The sequence below is a fragment of the Treponema sp. UBA3813 genome, from assembly GCA_002368605.1.
GTDB lineage: Bacteria > Spirochaetota > Spirochaetia > Treponematales > Treponemataceae > Treponema_D.
On record DFEB01000022.1, the window covers coordinates 19,246 to 38,498 of the forward strand.

Sequence of the window (19,253 nt, forward strand, 5' to 3'; positions counted from 1 at the left end):
GCCGATAATCTTATTTTAGAACCAGCAAGCAGCCTCGTCTTTCCAATCGATAAGCTCTTCCGGTTTAAAAAATAGATTTATTTCGCGTTGGGCGCTTTCATCGCTGTCCGACGCATGAATTATGTTATGATTTGTGTGCGAGCAGAAGTCTCCGCGGATTGTGCCGGGAAGAGCCTCGCTGGGTTTTGTAGCCCCTACAACCTTTCGCACCAGGGAAACGCAATCTTCGTTGTCAAGCTGCCAGACCATGGCAACAACAGGCGCGCTGGTAATATAAGAAACAAGGTCATTATAAAAAGACTTTCCGGCATGCTCGGCATAATGCTTGGCCGCAAGCTCCGGAGAAATGTTCATGAGTTTTAAACCAACCAACTTCAGGCCTTTATTTTCAAGGCGAGTAATTACCTGACCCACAAGCCTGCGGTTTAATACGCCAGGCTTGCACATAGCAAAACATCTTGTCATAGTCTTATTAGTATATAACAGTCTGCTGAATTTTACAACTAAGAATATTTTTTCAGCAGATTTTCCACAGCCTCAATCGTATCGTCAGGTGTGCTGGCACCCGCCGTAATCCCAACGCTTTTAAGCGAGAAAAATTCTTCCGGGATTTCTTCGGGAGTCTCGATAAGGGCGGCTTTTTTGCATGATTTTTCCGCACTGACAAAAAGGCGGTTCGTGTTGGCGCTGGTCTTTCCGCCTATAACAAGGATGCCCTCGACTTTTTCGCAAAGTTCCTTAAGCGCGTTCTGCCGCTCGTGGGTCGCCGGGCAAATAGAGCTGATTACCTTCGCACAAGGGAAGCGATTTGTAAGTTCATTTTGAAGCAAATCAAAGACCTTGATGCTGAATGTGGTCTGGGAAAGAAGAACGATTTTTGAGTCAGCGGAGATTTCGCCATTCTGAGAAAGCTGATTTATAGAAGAATCAAGCTCGGCCAAATCTTTTACGAGGATAAAATGAAGATTTATGCCGGCATTTTTCGCCGCTTCTCTTGCATAACCTTCAATTCCAATTACTTCACCGTGATTTTTATCCCCGGCAAAGAAAATAATATAGCCCTGCTCTGCATATTCTGCAGCCCTCTTCTGGCTTTGGGTAACTAAGGGGCAGGTGGCATTGATAAGATTCACGCCCTTTTCCCGCAAGGCATTTTCTGTCTCCGGTGGAACGCCGTGAGCGCGGATAATCACCGTGTCTTCATTTTTGAGAGAAGGAATTTCTTTTTCGGAAAGGATTTTAAGATTCCGCTCAGCAAGTTTTTCAAGGGCGACGGGATTATGAATCAAAGGACCTAGGGTGTAAACCTGCCCTGCTCCATTCTCAGAAAGAGCCTTGTCCGCCGCATTCACCGCCCGGCGCACACCGGCACAAAATCCCAAAATTTTCGCACGAATAATTTCCATAAAGCACCTAAAAAATAATCCACAGATATGCACAGAGCAACACAGATTATAATTATATAAAAATCTGTGAAAATCTGTGTTAATCTGTGGACAAATAATTATCCGCGTTTATCTGTTATATCCGCGTCTTAATTTTACTCAGCGTCGTCAGTTTCGTCTTCAGCAGGCTTGAACTGGCTGATGTTTGACTTAGAGGCGATTGTCATGAACTTCTGGTTCTTGCGGACAGAAAGAATGAATGCGCCTGCAATGAAGATAGAAGAATAACAACCTGAAATCAAACCGACAGTAAGGGCCAGAGAGAAGTCGTGGATCGTTCCCGTTGTGAAGAAGAACAATGCCAAAACTGCGAACAATGTTGTGAGTGTGGTGATGACAGAACGGCTCAATGTTGAAGTAAGGGCTGAGTTCAAAATTTCTTTGAAAGTCTTTGCCTCAACGACCTTGATGTCGCTTCGGACACGGTCAAGAATAACGACAGTAGCGTTGATTGAGTAACCGATAATCGTGAGGATTGCCGCCAAAGTCGTGGTGCTGAATTCCATCTGAATGAATGAGATGAAAGAGACCATAATCAATGCGTCGTGAATGATAGCGATAACTGCCGCAAGAGCGAAATCCCAGTGGAATCGGATTGCAGAGTAGATGAAAATCAAGACCAATGTTGCGAGAACGAGGAGGATTGAATCGCGGATCAAAGATTGTGAATACTGAGCGCCGATGAAATCAGATTTTGAAATTGCGATTTTATCAGCACCAAATGTATCAGTAAGAGCCTTGTTTGCGTCTCCCTGCATTGTTTTGCTTTCTTCGCCGGTAACACCCATACGAATCTGGAAAGCGCGCTCTGTATCTGAGCCAACTTCTTTTACATCGACACTTGAGAAGTCTTTGAGAGCTGCACGAATATCGTCTGCCGTAACTGTTGATGACTCGTCCGCAACAAACAAGCGAAGCGGATTCTCGCCGAGGTTTTTAGATGCGCCAGAAGTGACATAAACACCACCTGACGGTAAAGCCTGTTCTTTTTTAATATGAGCAGATACGCCGTTTACAGAATTGATTTTTGCGGCAAGTTCTGAAACTGTCGAAACACTGTCAAAAGAAATTGACTCTGTGCGGTTCTCTTCGCCAATACCGCTTACAACCACATCAACACCATTCTCAGTAACATCAAGAGAGACCGTTGCTGTTCCATTGTAGGTGACTTCAAGAACTGTATTTGAAATCTTGATTTCTTCAATCATACCTGGCTTGAAATCAAGACCAAAGTTAATTCCGCGAGTTGTAACGGAAATAATTCCCGAAATAATGATTACTGCGCTCAAAATGACAGCGACAGGGAAAAATTTACTAAATTGAATAAGTTTTTTCATTATTTTACTCCCCAGCCGATGCTCATTTCTTTTTTATGCATAACCTCAGTATTGAAGTCAAACATAAGTCGAGAAACTACGAGAGCTGTAAATACCGATGAAATGACACCGATTGCCAACGAAACGGCAAAGCCCTGAATTGAGCCAGTTCCAAGCTGTGAAAGGAACATTGCGGCAATGAAAGTTGTGATATTTGAGTCCATGATTGCCCAAAAAGCATTGTCAAAACCTGCCGAAATTGCAGCGGCACGACTCTTTCCGTTTTTGAGTTCTTCTTTGATTCGTTCGAAAATAATTACATTCGCATCGACAGACATACCGACTGTAAGAATCATACCAGCGATAGAAGAAAGTGTAAGCGTATAGTTGAATGCACTCAAAATCGCGAACATGATGTACATGTTAAGGACTTGCGCGACTACGGCATTGAAACCTGCGCCAAGATAGTAGAAAATCATGAACACAAGAACCGCAACCAAGCCCCAAAGCAAGGCATTAATACCCTGTTTAATAGCCGCTTCTCCAAGTGACGCGCCGACAACCTGCTGACTTTCAACTTCAAGAGGAACTGAAAGCGAAGCGGTCTGCAAGACTTTCTGAAGATTCTGAGCTTCTTCAATACTGAATCCGCCAGAAATGCGAACCTGTCCATTGTTAATTGCACTCTGAATCGTTGGTGCTGATTTAACTTTATTATCGCTTACGATGGCAAGCTGCTCTCCAATGTGAGAACTTGTGAATTCACCGAAAATGACGGCTCCTTCAGTATCAAGTCCGAAAACAACTTCCGGCTGATTCGTTGTCTGATCAGCAGTTACATCAGCAGATTTAATATGCTCGCCTTCAAGTGCGATTTCTTTTTTAACAGCGATGAAACCTGTTCTCTCATCAAGACCGTAATCATCTTTTACATAATATCCCATGACTTCTGTGTCAGCAGGGATAATCGACGGGTCAATAAGTTTTCCATCAGAATTGAAAGTATTTGCAGGATTCTGTGCGTAATAGGCATTGAAAGCATTTGTCGCATTTCGGTCAACGAGACGGAAATTCAAAATTCCCTTACCCATGATGATTGTGTTGACGCTCTCACGGTCTGCAGCACCCGGAATCTCAATGTAAATACGGTCTTCACCCTGCTGGCGAACAACAGGAGAAGTAAGTCCGAATTTATCAATACTTCCTGTAAGGGTTTCAATGGTTTGAGCCATTGCATCTTTTTTCCACTGAGCCTCATCAACGATTTCATTTCCCTCTGCCTTTTTAGCAGCGAGAGCCTCATCAAGATTCGCGCGAACAATAATGTTCATACCACCGCTCAAATCCAAACCAAGTTTTACAGATGAATTGTAGCGTTTTTTTGCGTCAAGGATTTCTTCGCGATATTTCTCTTCAATTACAGAACGAAGATTATCGCTTGCATTTGAACCTGCAAAAGAATCCAAAATGGCTCCGACTGTCATGACAGCTGGAGTTTCTGGGGCTTCCATTCCTGCGGTCTTATAGGCTTTTTTGATTTCTTTGTAGTTCTTTTTTGAAGCTTTTACAAGGTAATCATAAGAAGAATCAAGAATCGTATCAGGATTTTCCCTAGCGATGGCAATCAGTTTGTCTGACTCTTCTTTTGCTTTTACGACTGTGTAGTCCTTGATTTTTTCAAGAGAACCGAGCGCAAGGCTCTGCTGGTCTTTTGGTGTTCGTGCATACCAACTGATTGAAGGCCAAAGGAATGCAAAACAAACAGCAAGAACTACCAGAATAATGATAAAACGACTTCGTTTGTTCATTTTTTACTCCGGTACTATTATTTACTCAGCTTTTTCTGAATCAGCAGAAGCTTCTTCCTTTTTTGCTTCTTTTGACTCATCAGCTTTTTTATCTGATTTTGAAGACTGTGTCTGATCAGTAATGACCCCTGCAATTGCGGCACGGTTAAATTCGAGTTTTACACCCTCATCGACTTTTACGATAACGGTCTTTTCTTTTGTTGCAGAAACGATTCCGTGGATGCCACCGATAGTTACGACTTTGTCGCCTTTTTTAAGAGCATCAATCATTTTCTGAGTTTCTTTCTGTTTTTTATTCTGCGGGCGAAAAATAAAAAAATAGAAAATTGCGATGAAAAGAGCAAGCATGATAACGGTTAACATAGTCTGCTCGCCCTGCTGTGACTGGGCCTGAAGTAATGGTAAAAAAGACATTTTTGACTTCCTTATATAAATTTAAAAAATTAGTGCTAAGAGAATATCATTAAATTAAGTCAAAATCAACTACTTAATTTCGCTTTAGGATATCTTCCAGTTCTTTATTTAGTCCGAGAAGATACTCATCTTTTGAGGAAAGCGCAACGACCTGTTTGAGATAATACTGGGCTTTACGGTATTCTTTTTTATTGTAGTAAATGCGGTAAAGGCGAAAAAGCGAATCTTTATTGCGGGGGTTTGCAGTAAGGCTTGAGCGCAAGTCAGCAAGAATCGCACTCTCCCCCCCAGAGATAAAACTCCTTTCATAATAGAGGAAACTTTTCAATTTTGCACTTGCGTTCGGAAGCAACTGAGCGATAAGACGGGAAGCCTCTTTCGTCCGTCCAGTTGAGACAAGCACATCAATATAAGACTGGAGAACTTCCTCATTAGTGCTATCTCCTGCATACAAGTCAGATGCATAACGCCAAGCCTCATCCTTTCGACCGGCAGAAAGACAAATTTGTATATGAGTAAACAGAGCTGAGCGGGGAAGATTTTCCATTTTAAGAAGCTCTGAGCTCGCTTTATAGGCAGCCGCCCACTTTTTGTTCTGAACCATAGAGGCAATTTTTATCTGAAGAGCTCTAGAATCACCAGGTCTTTTTTCGAGAATTTGATCAGCAAGCTCCTCGCCGCTTTTTTCGGCAATTTTCTCCCCCGTCTCAGAAGCAAGTTCAGCCGCCTCAAGAATAATTTCCTCATCATCAGGGTAAAGGACAAGGGCTTTTTCAATTGTTGACCGTGCGGCCGAAAGATTTTTATTCCAGTTTTTCTGAACCGTAAAACGAAGTACCAGATAATCGCGGGAATCTGAATCTTTACGGGCATAGGCATCAAGCAGAGAAGCCGCCCTGATGTACTCTCCCCTCTTAACGAGAATCCTCGCCCGGAACAAAAGATAATAGGAATTCTCAGGCTCGATTTGAAGCAAGCGTCCTACATAAACCTCGGCGCTGTCAAAATTTCCAGCCGAAAAAGAAGACTCTGCGCACAAAGCCAGCAATTCTTTTTTTTGGGGATACAAGGATAGTAAGTCTTCGGCAAGGGAAAAAGCAGAATCATAGTCAGTCAATTTCACAAAACTATCCGCATAAGCGTATGCGCATTCAAAACAATTCTTGTCAATCTCATAAGCACGAGCAAAATATTTGTTCGCCCCCTTAAAATCTGACATACGACGCAGGAGCAATCCCATTAGATAATTCGCAGGAAGAGAGTCAGGGCGCAACTCAAGGGCTTTTGTAAGGGAGGCAAAGGAATCCTCGTAGTAATCACTCCTTGTTTCTGAAGCCGCAAGAACCAGAGAAGGCAGCATATAGCTGAAAAAATCATCAGGTGACGGAAAAGAATCATAAAAGCCGTTTCGTGAAGATGTAATCGCCCCAGTGTAATTATTTTTTATGAACTGTCCGCTGGTCTCCTCGGTAAGATTCTGGGATTTCCAGCAGACCTGCATGATTGAGACGGCAATATAGTGAAGAACCTGCTCACTCTCGCTCATACTCTCATGCCGTCGTTTCAAATAGGTAATAGCAGAACTAAGGGATTCGGGAGTTCCCTTCTCGACATTATCAAGGACTGATTTTTCAATATTACGGAAATATGAAGTATTTCGTTTTTCGGGAAGGGAAAGTTTTACGGCATCAGAAGGATTTGCGACATATTCAGGCTGGGCTTCCGCCGCTTTCTTCTTAGCGCAAAGACTAGAAAGAGAAAAGAAAAAAATACAAGCAAAGGCAGAGACTTTCCGCCACGAAAGCCGCAATTCAGTTAATCTCCGTAGAATCCTTTTTCATCTTCATCTGTCAAATCAGAAAGCTCGTCTTTATCGTAGGGGAAAAATTCATTGAAATTCCTTTGCCAGAAAAACACACCGACAAGGGCAGCACCCGCAAGAATGAGCATAAGAGGCCCCCACTTGGCCACAAAAAGTGAAAGAGAAATCTTTATGACATCAAGAGAGAACAAGAGGAAGGCGATTCCGAGAACTTCTATAAGCAGACTGGGAAAAAGGTAGACTCCACGGATTTTTCTGTGCTTAAAAACGCAGGTCAGGATAAGGCATATTCCGCACAAAATGACACAAATAGGCCATAAATGCTCCGTCGTAAATGGAAGCACATTTGTAAAGATAAAAGTCATGCACAAGCCCATACAGAAGACAAAAAGCCCCGTAAAGAAAAAAACAGCCCAGTGGATCAATGTCATCGCGACATAAAAAACTGCCGCTCCGAAAACCATAATCGCTATGGAAAAAGCAGGAATTTCAGAGCCCCAGCCAGCGGAAAGGCGCGAAATAAGCAGCAACCCCACAATAATCAAGATAACACCCGCCGCCAGCAGGGCATTGAGCACAGGAACAGTAATTTTTTTCATAAAAGACAGCTACCCCCAAGCATACCGTAAAATTTAGAAGATACTAAATCAGAATAGGATACTACAGAATTCGATAAAATACTAGAGAAATTAGAGAAATCAAATTTTGACTATTCAGACAAGAATTATCATCTTTCACTAAGACGAATTTTATGCTATCCTTTTTTAAGTTTATGAATAAACTTCTTTTTTTCCGGACAGCAACAATACTCTGCGCACTATGCGCGATTTTTTTCACTTCATGTGCAAAAATCAGCTCACAAGATTCATCCACGGAGACACTTGAAGAGTACATGAGTATGCTTGACGACACTTCAATCTCACCTCAGAGCCGATATGCGGTCATCAACCGAATTGCAAGTTTTTATTACTCTCAGGGCAAATCCGATGACATGGTGCTCTTTCTCACCGACTGGGTTGAAACTCACCCCGGAGACAGTTACAACGCCTACTGGCTTTTCATGGTCGCCTCCCATTATCTAAAACTTAATGAAGAGCCCATTGCTGAATATTATTACGAACGGATTATTACGAATTTTCCGGATTTGCTCGTAAACGGAAAATCAGTGCATTTTTCATGCCTCCAGCACCTTATCCAAATCAGCAAGAGATCCGCCAACAGAATCAATTATTTCAACCGAGTCATTCACGACTTTCCCCAGCAGGTAAGCATCACCGAAATGTACATGCGCATTGCCCTTGAATACGAAAAAGTCGGTGACTGGGACGCGGCTCTCAAATCATACGAACTTTTTCTGGAACAGCCCGACAGTTCGACGATTCAGATTGCAGGTCTCCCGAACGCATACACAAAAGCCCGGCAAACGGTAGATTTTTCAAAATCATCAAAAGACTGGACATTCGAGACCCTCGACGAACTTGAAAACGCCGTTAAGAAAGGCATAACAAGCTACAACTGGCGGGCACTCGACCGCTACCGCTCAAAAGTAAATTTCTTCGCCATGAGCTGGAAGTCCAGTGAATCTGACCCGAACGCTCTCGAAAACTTTTCCATGCACAACTTCATGCTGGGAAACAGAATCCGCTATCTAGACACACTCGATGAAAGTTCTACGCCAACAGAAGCATACCTGCGCACATGGGGCTGGACTTCTTATGTCAATGTCTGGTACTTGTATTTCCGAAAAGTAGACTTCCCTGCAGATCCCGAAATCCACGGTCGCTGGGAATGGGCAGGAATCTATTTTGGCGAAAAGTTATAGGATTGCACGGCAATTTTTTCTCGTCCTTTTCATTTTTTCGCTACTTTCCCTGCACTGCCAGGAAGGTTCCAGCAATGAAGACGATTTGTCTCTTTTCGAAAAAATCGAACTCGAAGAGTTGCCCCCAGCAGATGAATATTATATAGATGATTCCCCTCTCAACCAAATATTAAAACTCTTTGATGAAGAAGATTATGAGCGGCAAAAAGCCTACCTTGAACAAAAAAAAAGAAAAATCATAAAAAGCGCTGGCGGAATTGCCGTATCCGAAAGCAGCTATGCGCAAACAGTCATACATGACTACATAGCCCGATACATGACAAATTTCGGTAAACAGAACCTCTATAAAATCCTTGACGATGGCGAATACTACCGTCTCTATATAAGAGAGGAGCTAAAAAAAAGGGGAATGCCGGCCGCTCTCGAATACCTGCCCCTGGTCGAAAGCGAATACAAGGCAACGGCAAAATCCAGGAGCGGAGCCATAGGACTATGGCAATTCATGGAAAATTCCATGTCCCCCTTTCTCCAAAAAAACGAATGGTTTGACGAGCGATTAGACCCATGGAAATCCACAAATGCCGCCCTCTCAAAACTTCAAGACAATTACCGCATGTTTAACGACTGGCTGATTGCCATCGCCGCCTATAACTGCGGGGCCGGCGCAATGAGAAGAATTCTAAAAAATGTGCCCGAAAAATCCTTTTGGTACATAGCCGAGCATGGACTTCTAAGGGACGAGACCATTAATTACATTCCGAAACTGCTCGCGCTTGCAGAAATAGCCGAAAACGGTGACGAATATAAAATTCCGCTGCCTGAAGTCACCGCTTCCCCAAGATATGCGGATTTTGACTATCTGGAAGTAAACAACAAAGTCTCTTTAAGCAGGCTGGCGGGAGAGCTCAGGCTTGAAGCAGAAACTCTCAAAAAACTCAACCCCGCCTTACTTTTGAACACGACTCCCCCAAAAACCAATTATTCTATCCGCCTTCCCATGGGAATGAAAAAATCCGCCGAAGAAGCTTTAAAAGAAATCTTAACAAACAAATAAAAATCTGCCGAAAATCAAAATGAAGAACTCTATAAAAAGGAAAAAGTCGTGAGAAGTAGAATATTATCTTCATTGATTTTATATGCAGGCATGTCGGCTGGAATTTTTGCCGCAGAAAGCAGACCACTCATCTCTTCTGAAAGCAGAATCGACTGGTCTAAATCAAGTTTCATCTCTGATGTGCGCCTCGACACCGAAAAGGCAGGAATCAGCATGCCTTCAGGAAAACGAGCAGCCCTGAATTTTGTGGAGACAAAACTCCCCGACCTCATCAAGGATCCGCTTCTCTCCCTTTATGTCAACTCAAGCCAGCAGCTGGGCGATTTAGTTCTCGCGAACGACATCACACTTGAACAACTCACGAAAATCATCGACGAAGGCAAAAAAACACCGGGAATTTTCACTGACGGTACCCTCACGCTTCTTACGACCCACACAATCAATCTGAGGGAAATTTCATCTCTTATGATTAAGCACCATTTTCCCTACAAAAATGCGAAACCTATTGAGAACATTGCTTCCCGCGTTTACTCAGGCATTATCATTGACGCAAGGGGAGAGCTTGATGTTCACGGTGAATTCATGAGCGATGAAGTTTACCCCTGCTTTTTCCCTCAGATTTGGGACGAGCAGATGAACCTGATTTACGAGCGCAACATGGGAGACCCGGCTTCAGAATTCAAGAACGGAATGATTCACTATGACTGGAGAGACGATGAAAGCGCATATCAGTCAAGAATCGGAAGCGACCCCCTCCACATAAAGGCAAGGAAGGTCTATGGTCATCTCCGGACTGATCCCGTAATCTCAAGGGAAGACGCACTGAAAATTCTTTCGGTACCAGAAAATCTGAAACTTCTTCAGGAAGGCAAGGTCGTCATTCTTTTGGATAAAGAGAATTTAACCTACCCGATAGAGGCTGAGCAGGAAGAAAGCGAATACTACGCGCCATTCCTGGATATTAAAAAATATTTCGGCTCAGATGAAGAGGCTCCGATTATCCTCCCCCGCGGTCCAGAGTGGCAGATTCTTTATGATTTGAAATTCGTCGCTGACAGCCCTAAACTTCTTGATTCAGAATTGCCTAAACTCGCAAAACTCGCCGAAGCCCTCAAAGATTTCAACAAAGACGACGCATACACGATTCTTATTGAAGGTCACACAGCAGATGTTAACAAACCTGTCGGCCAAATGAACCTCTCCGTTGCCCGCGCTGAAACCATTGTCAACGAACTTATCCGTAACGGAATCAGCCGCTCTCTTCTGAGCTACAAGGGATACGGAGGCACTCAGCCAATCGCATCAAACGACACGCCGGAAGGACGCGCCATGAACCGACGCGTTATCATCACAGCCCGCCCAAAAGCGACCTATATTCAAAGAAACTAAGGAAGAGGATTTATGAAAAAGATACTATCATTAATATTGCTTGTCGCAAGCACGCCCCTCTTCGCTACGCCTTATTTTTCGGGCGAAACGGGAGCGGTCGCAAAATTCGCAAATACCGAAACAAGCGAATTTAAGCCCTCTCTAAGATTCGATGCCTTTATAGCAGGGCAATTCTCCCTCAACAACAAGCTTTTGCTGAGAGGAGAAGCATCCCTTCAAACAGAAGACTTGTACGAAAACGGCTCAACGAACGAAACTTTGTCAGTTTTCAGAGTGAATGAAATTTCGGCGACTTATACCACGAGCAGCTACGGAACGACAAAAAGCCTTAGTTTTTTCAAGGGAAATTTCGAGAATATCGGCACACAGCAATTCGTGCAAAGAAGGCTGGGCGCACAAAACTATGCAAGCTCACTTACTGAAAATTATCTCGGACAAAACGGAGTGTCAGCTTATCAAGTCTACGGATACGGTGGAAGCGCTTCACTTACATTTAAAAGTATTCCAATAAGCACGGGACTTGTAATCAGCAGAAACGATGAAAAAGACGACAGAGAATATCAGATAAACTTTGACTGGCGCTTTGCGACCGCATTCCGCTACCTGACGATGGACTTACTCGCAGGATGCTGCGCCCCAGTCACGCGAAAGAACAGTGACGGAGAGGATGTATACCTGCTCATTGAGACTCTTTACCTCCACGGCGGAATCGACATGCTGCTTGGAAACAGACATTCGCCAATTGCGCTCTACATATTAGGCGGTTTCGATGACTATCCCGTAAAAGAAAAAAAAGACGGTTCTGATAAACTCAAGTTGGAAGATGTATTCGCCCTTGCGGAACTTCGCTTCAATCTCAACGGAGCGCGAATACACATAACAGGCTACAATGTTCCATCCGCAAGTCTTGAGAAAATGCTCTTTATCAACGAGAGTTTCGGATTAAATTATCGCTTTATTTGCGACAAACTCCACACATCAAAGAGAAATTTTTCAGTCGGATTTGACTTTACGATGGGTTACGAAGGAAAATATGTGAAAGATTACTTCGACAAAGACTTGAACGATGTTCTTAATGTAAAAATCAGCCCATTTACAGAAATTGACGCAATGGACGGAAAATTAAAAATTTACGGACAGATTAATTTAACGAAAATCAGCGACAAAAAACCTGAGTCAGCGAAATTATTCATCGGTTACAAAAAAGACCTGTAAACACAAAAAAAACGCCGCAAAAGCGACGGTTTTTTTTTACATAGAAAATTTGCTCAGACGAGCACAGGCTTCTTCGATGTCAGCCTTGTGACCGAAAGAGCTGAAGCGGATGAAGCTTTCGCCACTTGGGCCAAAGCCGCTTCCCGGCGTGGTGACGATGTGGCACTTGTCGAGAATGGCGTCAAAGACATCCCAGCTCTTTTTGCCAGGGAATTTTGCCCAGACATAAGGACCGTTTCCCGTAAAGTAAGCCTCAACTCCCATCTTTTTGAAGTTCTCGCCGTCCAGGGTTTCCTTGATTTTGTGACCGTTGGCAAGATAGTAATCGACCTGAGCCTTCATGTCCTTTAAGCCCTGCTCGTCCAAAGCGGCTAAGCCACCGGCCTGGGCGATGTTTGACGCTCCGTTGAAGAGAGTGGTCATGACCCGGTTCCAGTCCTTGTTTACGCTACTTCCGTCCTCGAATTTAAGCTCGTTGGGAACGATGCTCCAGCCCAAGCGGACTCCAGTGAAGCCTGCAGGCTTTGAGAATGAGTTCACTTCGATGGCGCAGGTTTTTGCACCTTCGATTTCATAAATCGTCTTCGGAAGATTCTTGTCGCGGATAAATTCGCAGTAAGCGGCGTCAAAGATGATTATGCAGCCGTTAGCATTGGCAAAATCGACCAGTTTTTTAAGCTGCTCTTTTGTGGCGCAAACGCCTGTCGGATTGTTTGGCGAGCAGAAATAAATGAGGGTGTTCTTTTCGATTTTTGACAAATCAGGGAAGAAGTCATTTTTTTCGGTGCAAGGAAGATATGTGATTCCCTTGTAGCCGCTTCCATTGTTCTCGCCGGCAGCCCCCACAACTACAGAGCCGTCAACATAGACTGGATAAGCCGGATCCTGAACTGCGACTTTTACATCACGGCCAAAAAGGGTCTGGATTCTGGCGATGTCGCATTTTGCTCCGTCAGAGATGAAAACCTCGCTGGCGTCAGCCATACCTTTATAGAAGACTTGAGCGATTTTCTCGCGCAAGGCAGTGTTACCCTGCTCGTCTCCGTAGCCAGAATAGCCGGCAGGTGTGGCAAGAGCAAGGGCATAATCGCTCATGGCAGTGGCAATGTGTTTTGAGAGAGGCTCGGTGGTATTTCCGATTCCGAGAGAAATAATCTTTGCTTCCGGGTGAGAAGCAGCATATTCGCGGCGGCGGCGGGCAATCTCAGGGAAGAGATAGCCTGCGGTCAAATTTGCAAAACCAGTGTTTCTTTTAATCATAATGAGCCTATTTTAATGAAAAGCGGATTTTTTATCCACAGATTAGCAGAGATTAACAGCAATTATTTGCTAATCCTTAAATCCGCTCCATGAGCGCAATTTTGCCACATTCTCCAAGAGGGCGTCGATTTCTTCTTCCGTATTGTAGAAATAAAGGCTTGCCCTTGCCGTGGCCGGAACTCCAAGATAGGCTCCCAAAGGCTGGGCACAGTGATGGCCTGCCCTGATTGCAATGTTCTCCTCGCTTAAAAGAGTGGCTATGTCGTGGGGATGAACTCCGTCCACCGTAAAGGTGACGATTCCGCACCGCTTCCTGCCGTCTTTGTTTCCGATGATGTTCACATGGGGGATTTTTTTCATTCCCTCGATAAGGCGGACTGCAAGAGCATTGTCGTGCTCAGTGATAGTATCCAAGCCCACAGACTGAATATAGCGGATTGCGGCTGCCATTCCCACAGCGTCTCCCGCGCTCACGGTTCCCGCTTCGAATTTGTGGGGAACTTCCGCCCAAGTGGCACTTTCTTCGGTGACATACTCAATCATCTCGCCGCCGCGGAGGAAGGGCGGCATTGCCTCTAAAAGCTCAAGCCTTCCCCAAACCGCGCCGATTCCCATGGGGCCGCAAAGCTTGTGCCCGCTCATGGCGAAAAAGTCCGCGCCCAAGTCTTGCACATCCACTTTGATATGGGGGGTTGACTGGGCTCCGTCCACAACCATAATCGCGCCGTTTTTGTGGGCAATCTCTGCGATTTTTTTGATTGGGTTGGTGGTTCCGAGGACATTTGAAACATGAGTCAGCGAGACGATTTTTGTCTTTGGAGTGATTTTTGCGTACTCGCTTTCGGGAATTTCGCCGGTCTCCTTGTCAACATACATGAATTTTAAGACCGCTCCCTTTGTGTCACGGATAAACTGCCAGGGAAGAATGTTTGAGTGATGCTCCATGATTGAGATGACGATTTCATCCCCCGCATTCACATTAGCCATGCCGTAAGTGTTGGCGATTAAATTAAGACCTTCCGAAGTGTTCCGGGTGAAAATGATTTCTTTTGCAGACGGGGCATTGATAAATCGCGCAACAGTTTCCCGCGCATCTTCATAAGCCTTTGTCGCCCTCTCGCTCAAAGAATAAAGCCCGCGAAGGGGATTTGCGTTCTGCGTGGCGTAAAAGTGAGTCATGGCGTTCAAAACGATATAAGGCCGCTGAGCCGTAGCCGCCGTGTCAAGGTAAACGAGGCCTGAGTTGTCTACAGAATTTTTTTCATCAATCGCCTTAAAAAGCGGAAAATCATTTCGGAATTTGTTCATAGAGAGAATTATAGAGATTTTCGCCCAGATTGAGAAGTGGTTTTACCTAGAATTTTAGTAGGTTTTTATTTTTGCCGATAATTAGATGATGAAGAAAATTTTTCTCACGATTTTTGCTCTTCTCTCTCTTTTTTCGGTTTCCGCTGATTCAGGCCTGGAGAGCGTGAAGCACAATCCCTGGGAACTCATAATTTATCGTCCTGAAAACAAGACCGACTTCAACTATGTGCGTTGTTTCCTCCGAATCGAGGACGAAAACGGCAATGATGTGAGCAAATCTAAGGTAAAGGCGACTTACGAATGGGCGACTATTCCCAATGTGGTAAATTACTATAAAAATCAGCTCTACCTTGACGGCGGAATGGCCATGCACTTGAATTTAAAGCCCGGAAAATACCGTTTTTCAGTCTACACTCCCATCGACAAGCAGGGCGGCTTTGAAGTCACAAAAAGCATAGCTGGAAAGAAGATTTGGGAGTCAAATGTCTTCGAATACGACACCCAAAACCCCGCCAAAGTGATTTTCGTCACCCCGGTCATGAACGACAACGGCTTTTTTGCGGGCGCCTGGTGGATTGACTACAAAGCCCCGCGCTTCTTCAAATGGAGCGAGGGGAAAATTTTAGACGCGGATTGACGCAGATAAACGCGGATAATTTCTAATCGCTCTTTGCTAATCAATAAGCCATGCTAAAGGTGATTCCGTAGGCGATTTTTTTCTCGCTTGATTTGGGGTTGGGGCGGAAAATCATGGCATAGCCCAGGCTGAACTGAATGTCGCCGCTAGCCAAAAAGCCCGTGTTGGGAGAAAGGTACAAGTCTGCGCTCAGGCGGATTTCATCGGAATAGTCTTCTTTTTTTGCGTCCTTAAAAATCTCGTCTGTATAACGAATGTTCCATAATTCATCGTAGTCACGGTATCTGTAGGCAATTTTTCCTGAATATGTGGTACTCAAAACAAGGCGCTGGGCAAAAAGCGAGACGGCTGGTATTCCCTTGTGAATCTCAAGGTCAAACAAAATCACTTTCACGCTTCCGTTGGCGGCATATTTTGACGATGGGAAAAGGCTCGCCGTAAAAATAAAAGGAAAAAAAACAGGAAAGCAGAGCTGGGTCTTTACGCCTGCGTTCAAATATTTATCCTCAATTGAGAATTTTTGAAGGAATTCGGAAGTACGGTAAGAGCCATGCACGAAGGGCTGGAGCAAAAATCCCGCACGACTGTACACTCCAGGTGCGATTTTATGAATATTCGAGAACTGAACAAATGCAAGGGCATCCGCACTCTTTCCATCTGACTCATCCCAGTTATCCTTTAGTTTTTCGTCCTCTTTATCCTCTGAAATAAGCTGCCTGCCGTAGAGAAAAGCACCTTGTGTGCCCGCAGAAAAGGCACTAACCTTCCCGCGCCAGAGAATTTGCGTAAGTTGCAGAGTTTCTGCGGTCTGCATAAAACCGTCTTTGTCAAAAAGACAACTTCCGTCCAGAGCATATTGAAAACTGTCGTCACCACCAGAAAAGGAAAGCTTAAATCCACCCCATTCATAACTTGTATCATAGCCTGCACTTAAGGAAAGCCTTTTATCCCCCCAGGGATTAGTGGAAACAAAAGTCGCGCCCAAAAGAGCAGTTGAGTCGGTTTCTAAATCATGATTAAAAACAGGGACAAAAGAAAGCCCCGGAATCAAAATTCCTCTTGGGTAATAACGGAAAGGATTATATGAGATTTCAACTTGTTTTTTCTCAGATGCAGTTTCCTCTGTAAATGATTTTTCAATTTTTTTTGCAAGGATTTGAACAGTCTCAAAATCTTCCTGATTCATCTCAAGTCTATAAAGTGGATTTTTTTCATATTCAGCAAAAACCGAGTAAAGAGAAATTCCCTCATCATCAAAAATTGGAAAAGAATCAATCACGCCGGCAAAGGAATTCTCTTTATGCAGATAAGCCGTCGCCGATCCGTCTTCACGATTGATTTTAAAAAATCCCGGCCGAGAAAGCATTTTACCGCCCATTCCCAACTCTGCCCAAGAAAAAGAAAGCGCGAGCGAGTCAGAATCCTCACTGACAAAATGAAGATTATGTAAAATCAAATTCCGCTCAGAGTCCGCAGATTTCAAAGAAGAAAAATCATAATCAGCAAGAGTTTTTTCAGAATCAAAAATCTTTATATGCCATGAAAGGCCATCCTTTACGATTGTGGCAAAAAGATTGCCAGGAATTTCAATCTTTGAAAATATAAGCTCAGAATCGTCAAAAACAGCCGCATTTTTGGGAAGAGGCTTTGATTCAGTATATTTTTTTGATTTGAATTCATAAGTAGCAGAGACTTTTTTGTAATTTCTCTTGTCGATGTAACGGCTCATCAAAAGTCGCTCACCATCGGAAGAAAAGCGCAGGCTTGTAATTCCCGTAATCGCCAGCAGTTTTTTGTTCTTTTTTTTGCCGTCCTTGTTTATGGTAAGCAGGCGAAGGGAAGATGAGAGGCGGTCATAGTAAGCGATTTTTTTCTCTCCGGTCTCAGAGTCCAGCCGAATATCAAAGGAAGAAACCAGTGATTTTTTGTGAGAGAGAAGTTCGGCGGATTTTTCGGCAGAATCAACAGTGAGCGTTTTTTCAAATTCATCCCAAACATCAGAAATCGATTTTCCGTAAGTTCTTTCAAAAACGCCTGCGATGAAGCTGAAAGTAAACCGGGAATTCGCCGTCTTCCAGAATTCAGCGTACTTGATCATTCCGTAAGTTTCCTGCAAGTATGCGGCGAACATCGAGCCGAACATGTAGCCGTCAGTGCCGCCGGGATAAGTGTCCCTCGCTCCAGTGACATCCCGCCAAGAGGGAAAATGCCCCTCAATGACCGACTGATTCACTATCTGCGTGGAAAAAGGATCGTTCAGGCGGCCTCCCCTTCCCTTGCTCTCAAAAGAAACCGTGGCTCCCTCTGCCCAGAAGGTCGTCACCGAAAGCCAGGCTGGAGTCAGCGCATCTGCGAAAAAAGAAAGCTTTCTGAGCACAGGACCTTTCATGTTGTAAGTAACCGCGTGAGTCAGCTCATGGTAAAAAACCGACTGAATCGTGTCCTCGTACATGTCCAGACTCTCATCCGGAGTTGTATCATAAAGAACGATTCTATTGTAGGGAACTGCCGTGTAATAGGCATTAAGCATTTCCACGGAACTGGTAATCGTCACTGGAAAACGCTGGTAGGCATCAGTCTCAAGAAGCGAAGTGATTTGAAGATAATAATCATCACAGACGGCGGCAATTTTATCTGCGGCAGGTCGGGACTCTTCGGGGAAAATGATATCAAAATACTGGGTTTGAATCACATGAAGAGGTGAAGAAGAATCGGCAAGCGCCCCACCGAGAGAAAAGGCAGGTAAAATCAGCAAATGAATGAAAAGAATAGCAAGGAAGAACCGTGTATGATGAAACATAAGGCAATTATAAGAAGAAAAGATTTCATGGGCAAGAAAAAAAACTTGAATTACTCAGATTCTACATTATACTATATTATGAGGTTATATATGAAACATTCATTTATAAAAAGTCTTTTTTATTTCGTGGCATTACTTCCATTTAGTTTCACATTAGATTCCTGCTCTGACCTGGAGACGGGGGGGGGACGGTCTCCTTTGAAATTTCTCCATCTCTTTATTCAAATGCCCGTGATGCAATAATACAGAATCCAGACAGCCCTCTTGTATATATTCCTGTCATTCTCCGGGGAGATTATTCTGCGTCGCAAGTCATTTCTTTTGAACTAGATTCTGATAGCCCCAACTGTAGAGCAACATTTGACTCTGTTCCAGTCGGCTCAAATGTTTACCTTGAGGCAAACTGTTTTTTGCCTGACGGAAGTTGGTATTACACAGGAACAAGCTCATCGTTTACCGTAGAAGCAGGCGAAAATACGGTAACTGTCAAAATGAAAGAAATCAATAACGATGTAGAAAATATTCCGATTTCAGTGACCTCTGCTTATTGTCCTAACCCAAGCGAGCCTTCCAATTTAGTAGGAATTGGAGGACTAGACACAACCGGAAATTTAATAATTGATAACGACGGATTTTTTGAGCTTATGACAAATGACGTATCAATCTCAAAAGGAAAATGGCGGGGGTCAGCAAACCAAGGCGGAACGCTCTACCTTACGGAATACATTTACTCATCTATCGTCCCCCCAGACACCTCTGAACCAAGCATACAAATGGTCTATCTTGACAAGACAATCATCGTCACCTCACTAAGCGAGATTCCTGTTCAAATAAATAGCGACGGGTACTTCAGATTTACCCTGAAAAATGGCGCAATTATCAGCGGCAATGTCGCCCCATAACCGCAGACATTTTCAAGCCTTTCTCCTGATTGCTCATTTCTCATCAGTCATTTATAATTCT

16 protein-coding genes are annotated in these 19,253 nt (G+C 43.9%); 6 read left to right on the forward strand and 10 right to left on the reverse strand.

The window, feature by feature from the left end; genetic code table 11:
* Positions 1 to 15: 15 nt before the first annotated feature.
* The 7 genes from ndk to B2089_RS03435 all read right to left on the reverse strand — a co-directional run bounded on the left by ndk (position 16) and on the right by B2089_RS03435 (position 7,404).
* Positions 16 to 465 carry a nucleoside-diphosphate kinase gene (ndk, locus tag B2089_RS03405; protein ID WP_296320629.1) on the reverse strand — a complete coding sequence of 150 codons (450 nt, stop codon included), beginning with the start codon at positions 463 to 465 and terminating at the stop codon, positions 16 to 18.
* A gap of 38 nt (positions 466 to 503) precedes the next feature.
* Positions 504 to 1,406 (reverse strand): 4-hydroxy-3-methylbut-2-enyl diphosphate reductase, encoded by a 903-nt coding sequence (gene ispH, locus B2089_RS03410; protein ID WP_296320626.1) that lies wholly within the window; start codon positions 1,404 to 1,406, stop codon positions 504 to 506.
* Between the two features lie 134 nt (positions 1,407 to 1,540).
* Positions 1,541 to 2,782 carry a protein translocase subunit SecF gene (secF, locus tag B2089_RS03415; RefSeq protein WP_296320623.1) on the reverse strand — a complete coding sequence of 414 codons (1,242 nt, stop codon included), beginning with the start codon at positions 2,780 to 2,782 and terminating at the stop codon, positions 1,541 to 1,543.
* Positions 2,782 to 4,569: a protein translocase subunit SecD gene (secD, locus tag B2089_RS03420; protein WP_296320620.1), complete on the reverse strand. Its 1,788-nt coding sequence runs from the start codon at positions 4,567 to 4,569 to the stop codon at positions 2,782 to 2,784. Before secD ends, secF begins: the two co-directional genes overlap by 1 nt.
* Positions 4,570 to 4,590: 21 nt before the next feature.
* Positions 4,591 to 4,983, reverse strand: a complete 393-nt coding sequence (yajC, locus tag B2089_RS03425) for a preprotein translocase subunit YajC (protein ID WP_296320617.1) — start codon at positions 4,981 to 4,983, stop codon at positions 4,591 to 4,593.
* A 73-nt stretch (positions 4,984 to 5,056) separates the two neighbouring features.
* Positions 5,057 to 6,793, reverse strand: a complete 1,737-nt coding sequence (locus B2089_RS03430; RefSeq protein ID WP_296320614.1) for a tetratricopeptide repeat protein — start codon at positions 6,791 to 6,793, stop codon at positions 5,057 to 5,059.
* A 5-nt stretch (positions 6,794 to 6,798) separates the two neighbouring features.
* Complete coding sequence (locus tag B2089_RS03435) at positions 6,799 to 7,404, reverse strand: hypothetical protein (protein ID WP_296320611.1); 606 nt, start codon at positions 7,402 to 7,404, stop codon at positions 6,799 to 6,801.
* Positions 7,405 to 7,703: 299 nt separating this feature from the next.
* On the opposite strand from B2089_RS03435, the gene B2089_RS03440 reads away from it, so the two are divergent.
* From B2089_RS03440 to B2089_RS03455, 4 genes are all read left to right on the forward strand, one after another.
* Positions 7,704 to 8,627 (forward strand): tetratricopeptide repeat protein, encoded by a 924-nt coding sequence (locus tag B2089_RS03440; RefSeq protein ID WP_296320607.1) that lies wholly within the window; start codon positions 7,704 to 7,706, stop codon positions 8,625 to 8,627.
* An 85-nt stretch (positions 8,628 to 8,712) separates the two neighbouring features.
* Positions 8,713 to 9,681, forward strand: coding sequence for a lytic transglycosylase domain-containing protein (locus tag B2089_RS03445; RefSeq protein WP_296320605.1), 969 nt, complete (start codon positions 8,713 to 8,715; stop codon positions 9,679 to 9,681).
* Positions 9,682 to 9,771: 90 nt separating this feature from the next.
* Entirely contained in the window at positions 9,772 to 11,070 is a 1,299-nt protein-coding gene (locus tag B2089_RS03450; RefSeq protein WP_296320601.1) for an OmpA family protein, read from the forward strand.
* A 12-nt stretch (positions 11,071 to 11,082) separates the two neighbouring features.
* The gene (locus tag B2089_RS03455) at positions 11,083 to 12,285 is read left to right on the forward strand and encodes a hypothetical protein (RefSeq protein ID WP_296320597.1); all 1,203 of its coding nucleotides are present in this window, start codon (positions 11,083 to 11,085) and stop codon (positions 12,283 to 12,285) included.
* 36 nt (positions 12,286 to 12,321) lie between these two features.
* Here the strand turns inward: B2089_RS03455 and B2089_RS03460 are convergent, their stop codons facing one another.
* Together B2089_RS03460 and B2089_RS03465 are read right to left on the reverse strand one after the other, a co-directional pair.
* Positions 12,322 to 13,545: an LL-diaminopimelate aminotransferase gene (locus B2089_RS03460; protein WP_296320594.1), complete on the reverse strand. Its 1,224-nt coding sequence runs from the start codon at positions 13,543 to 13,545 to the stop codon at positions 12,322 to 12,324.
* A 69-nt stretch (positions 13,546 to 13,614) separates the two neighbouring features.
* On the reverse strand, positions 13,615 to 14,853 hold the full coding sequence (locus B2089_RS03465) for an aminotransferase class V-fold PLP-dependent enzyme (protein ID WP_296320592.1): 1,239 nt from the start codon (positions 14,851 to 14,853) through the stop codon (positions 13,615 to 13,617).
* 88 nt (positions 14,854 to 14,941) lie between these two features.
* Here B2089_RS03465 and B2089_RS03470 point away from each other — a divergent pair, with 88 nt between their 5' ends.
* Positions 14,942 to 15,490 (forward strand): hypothetical protein, encoded by a 549-nt coding sequence (locus B2089_RS03470; protein ID WP_296320584.1) that lies wholly within the window; start codon positions 14,942 to 14,944, stop codon positions 15,488 to 15,490.
* Positions 15,491 to 15,530: 40 nt separating this feature from the next.
* Here B2089_RS03470 and B2089_RS03475 read toward each other — a convergent pair whose 3' ends face one another.
* A complete protein-coding gene (locus tag B2089_RS03475) occupies positions 15,531 to 18,290 on the reverse strand; it encodes a hypothetical protein (RefSeq protein ID WP_296320582.1) in 2,760 nt (919 codons plus the stop codon).
* Positions 18,291 to 18,700: 410 nt separating this feature from the next.
* Between B2089_RS03475 and B2089_RS03480 the strand changes: the two genes are divergently transcribed.
* Entirely contained in the window at positions 18,701 to 19,192 is a 492-nt protein-coding gene (locus B2089_RS03480; RefSeq protein ID WP_296320578.1) for a hypothetical protein, read from the forward strand.
* Positions 19,193 to 19,253: the final 61 nt, after the last annotated feature.

Bases quoted from the DNA above. Each gene is read 5' to 3' on its own strand.
- ispH (WP_296320626.1), bottom strand. From the start codon at position 1,406: ATGGAAATTATTCGTGCGAAAATTTTGGGATTTTGTGCCGGTGTGCGC.
- B2089_RS03450 (WP_296320601.1), top strand. From the start codon at position 9,772: ATGTCGGCTGGAATTTTTGCCGCAGAAAGCAGACCACTCATCTCTTCT.
- B2089_RS03435 (WP_296320611.1), bottom strand. From the start codon at position 7,404: ATGAAAAAAATTACTGTTCCTGTGCTCAATGCCCTGCTGGCGGCGGGT.
- B2089_RS03455 (WP_296320597.1), top strand. From the start codon at position 11,083: ATGAAAAAGATACTATCATTAATATTGCTTGTCGCAAGCACGCCCCTC.
- ndk (WP_296320629.1), bottom strand. From the start codon at position 465: ATGACAAGATGTTTTGCTATGTGCAAGCCTGGCGTATTAAACCGCAGG.
- B2089_RS03475 (WP_296320582.1), bottom strand. From the start codon at position 18,290: ATGTTTCATCATACACGGTTCTTCCTTGCTATTCTTTTCATTCATTTG.
- B2089_RS03465 (WP_296320592.1), bottom strand. From the start codon at position 14,853: ATGAACAAATTCCGAAATGATTTTCCGCTTTTTAAGGCGATTGATGAA.
- secF (WP_296320623.1), bottom strand. From the start codon at position 2,782: ATGAAAAAACTTATTCAATTTAGTAAATTTTTCCCTGTCGCTGTCATT.
- yajC (WP_296320617.1), bottom strand. From the start codon at position 4,983: ATGTCTTTTTTACCATTACTTCAGGCCCAGTCACAGCAGGGCGAGCAG.
- B2089_RS03470 (WP_296320584.1), top strand. From the start codon at position 14,942: ATGAAGAAAATTTTTCTCACGATTTTTGCTCTTCTCTCTCTTTTTTCG.
- B2089_RS03440 (WP_296320607.1), top strand. From the start codon at position 7,704: ATGCTTGACGACACTTCAATCTCACCTCAGAGCCGATATGCGGTCATC.
- B2089_RS03460 (WP_296320594.1), bottom strand. From the start codon at position 13,545: ATGATTAAAAGAAACACTGGTTTTGCAAATTTGACCGCAGGCTATCTC.
- secD (WP_296320620.1), bottom strand. From the start codon at position 4,569: ATGAACAAACGAAGTCGTTTTATCATTATTCTGGTAGTTCTTGCTGTT.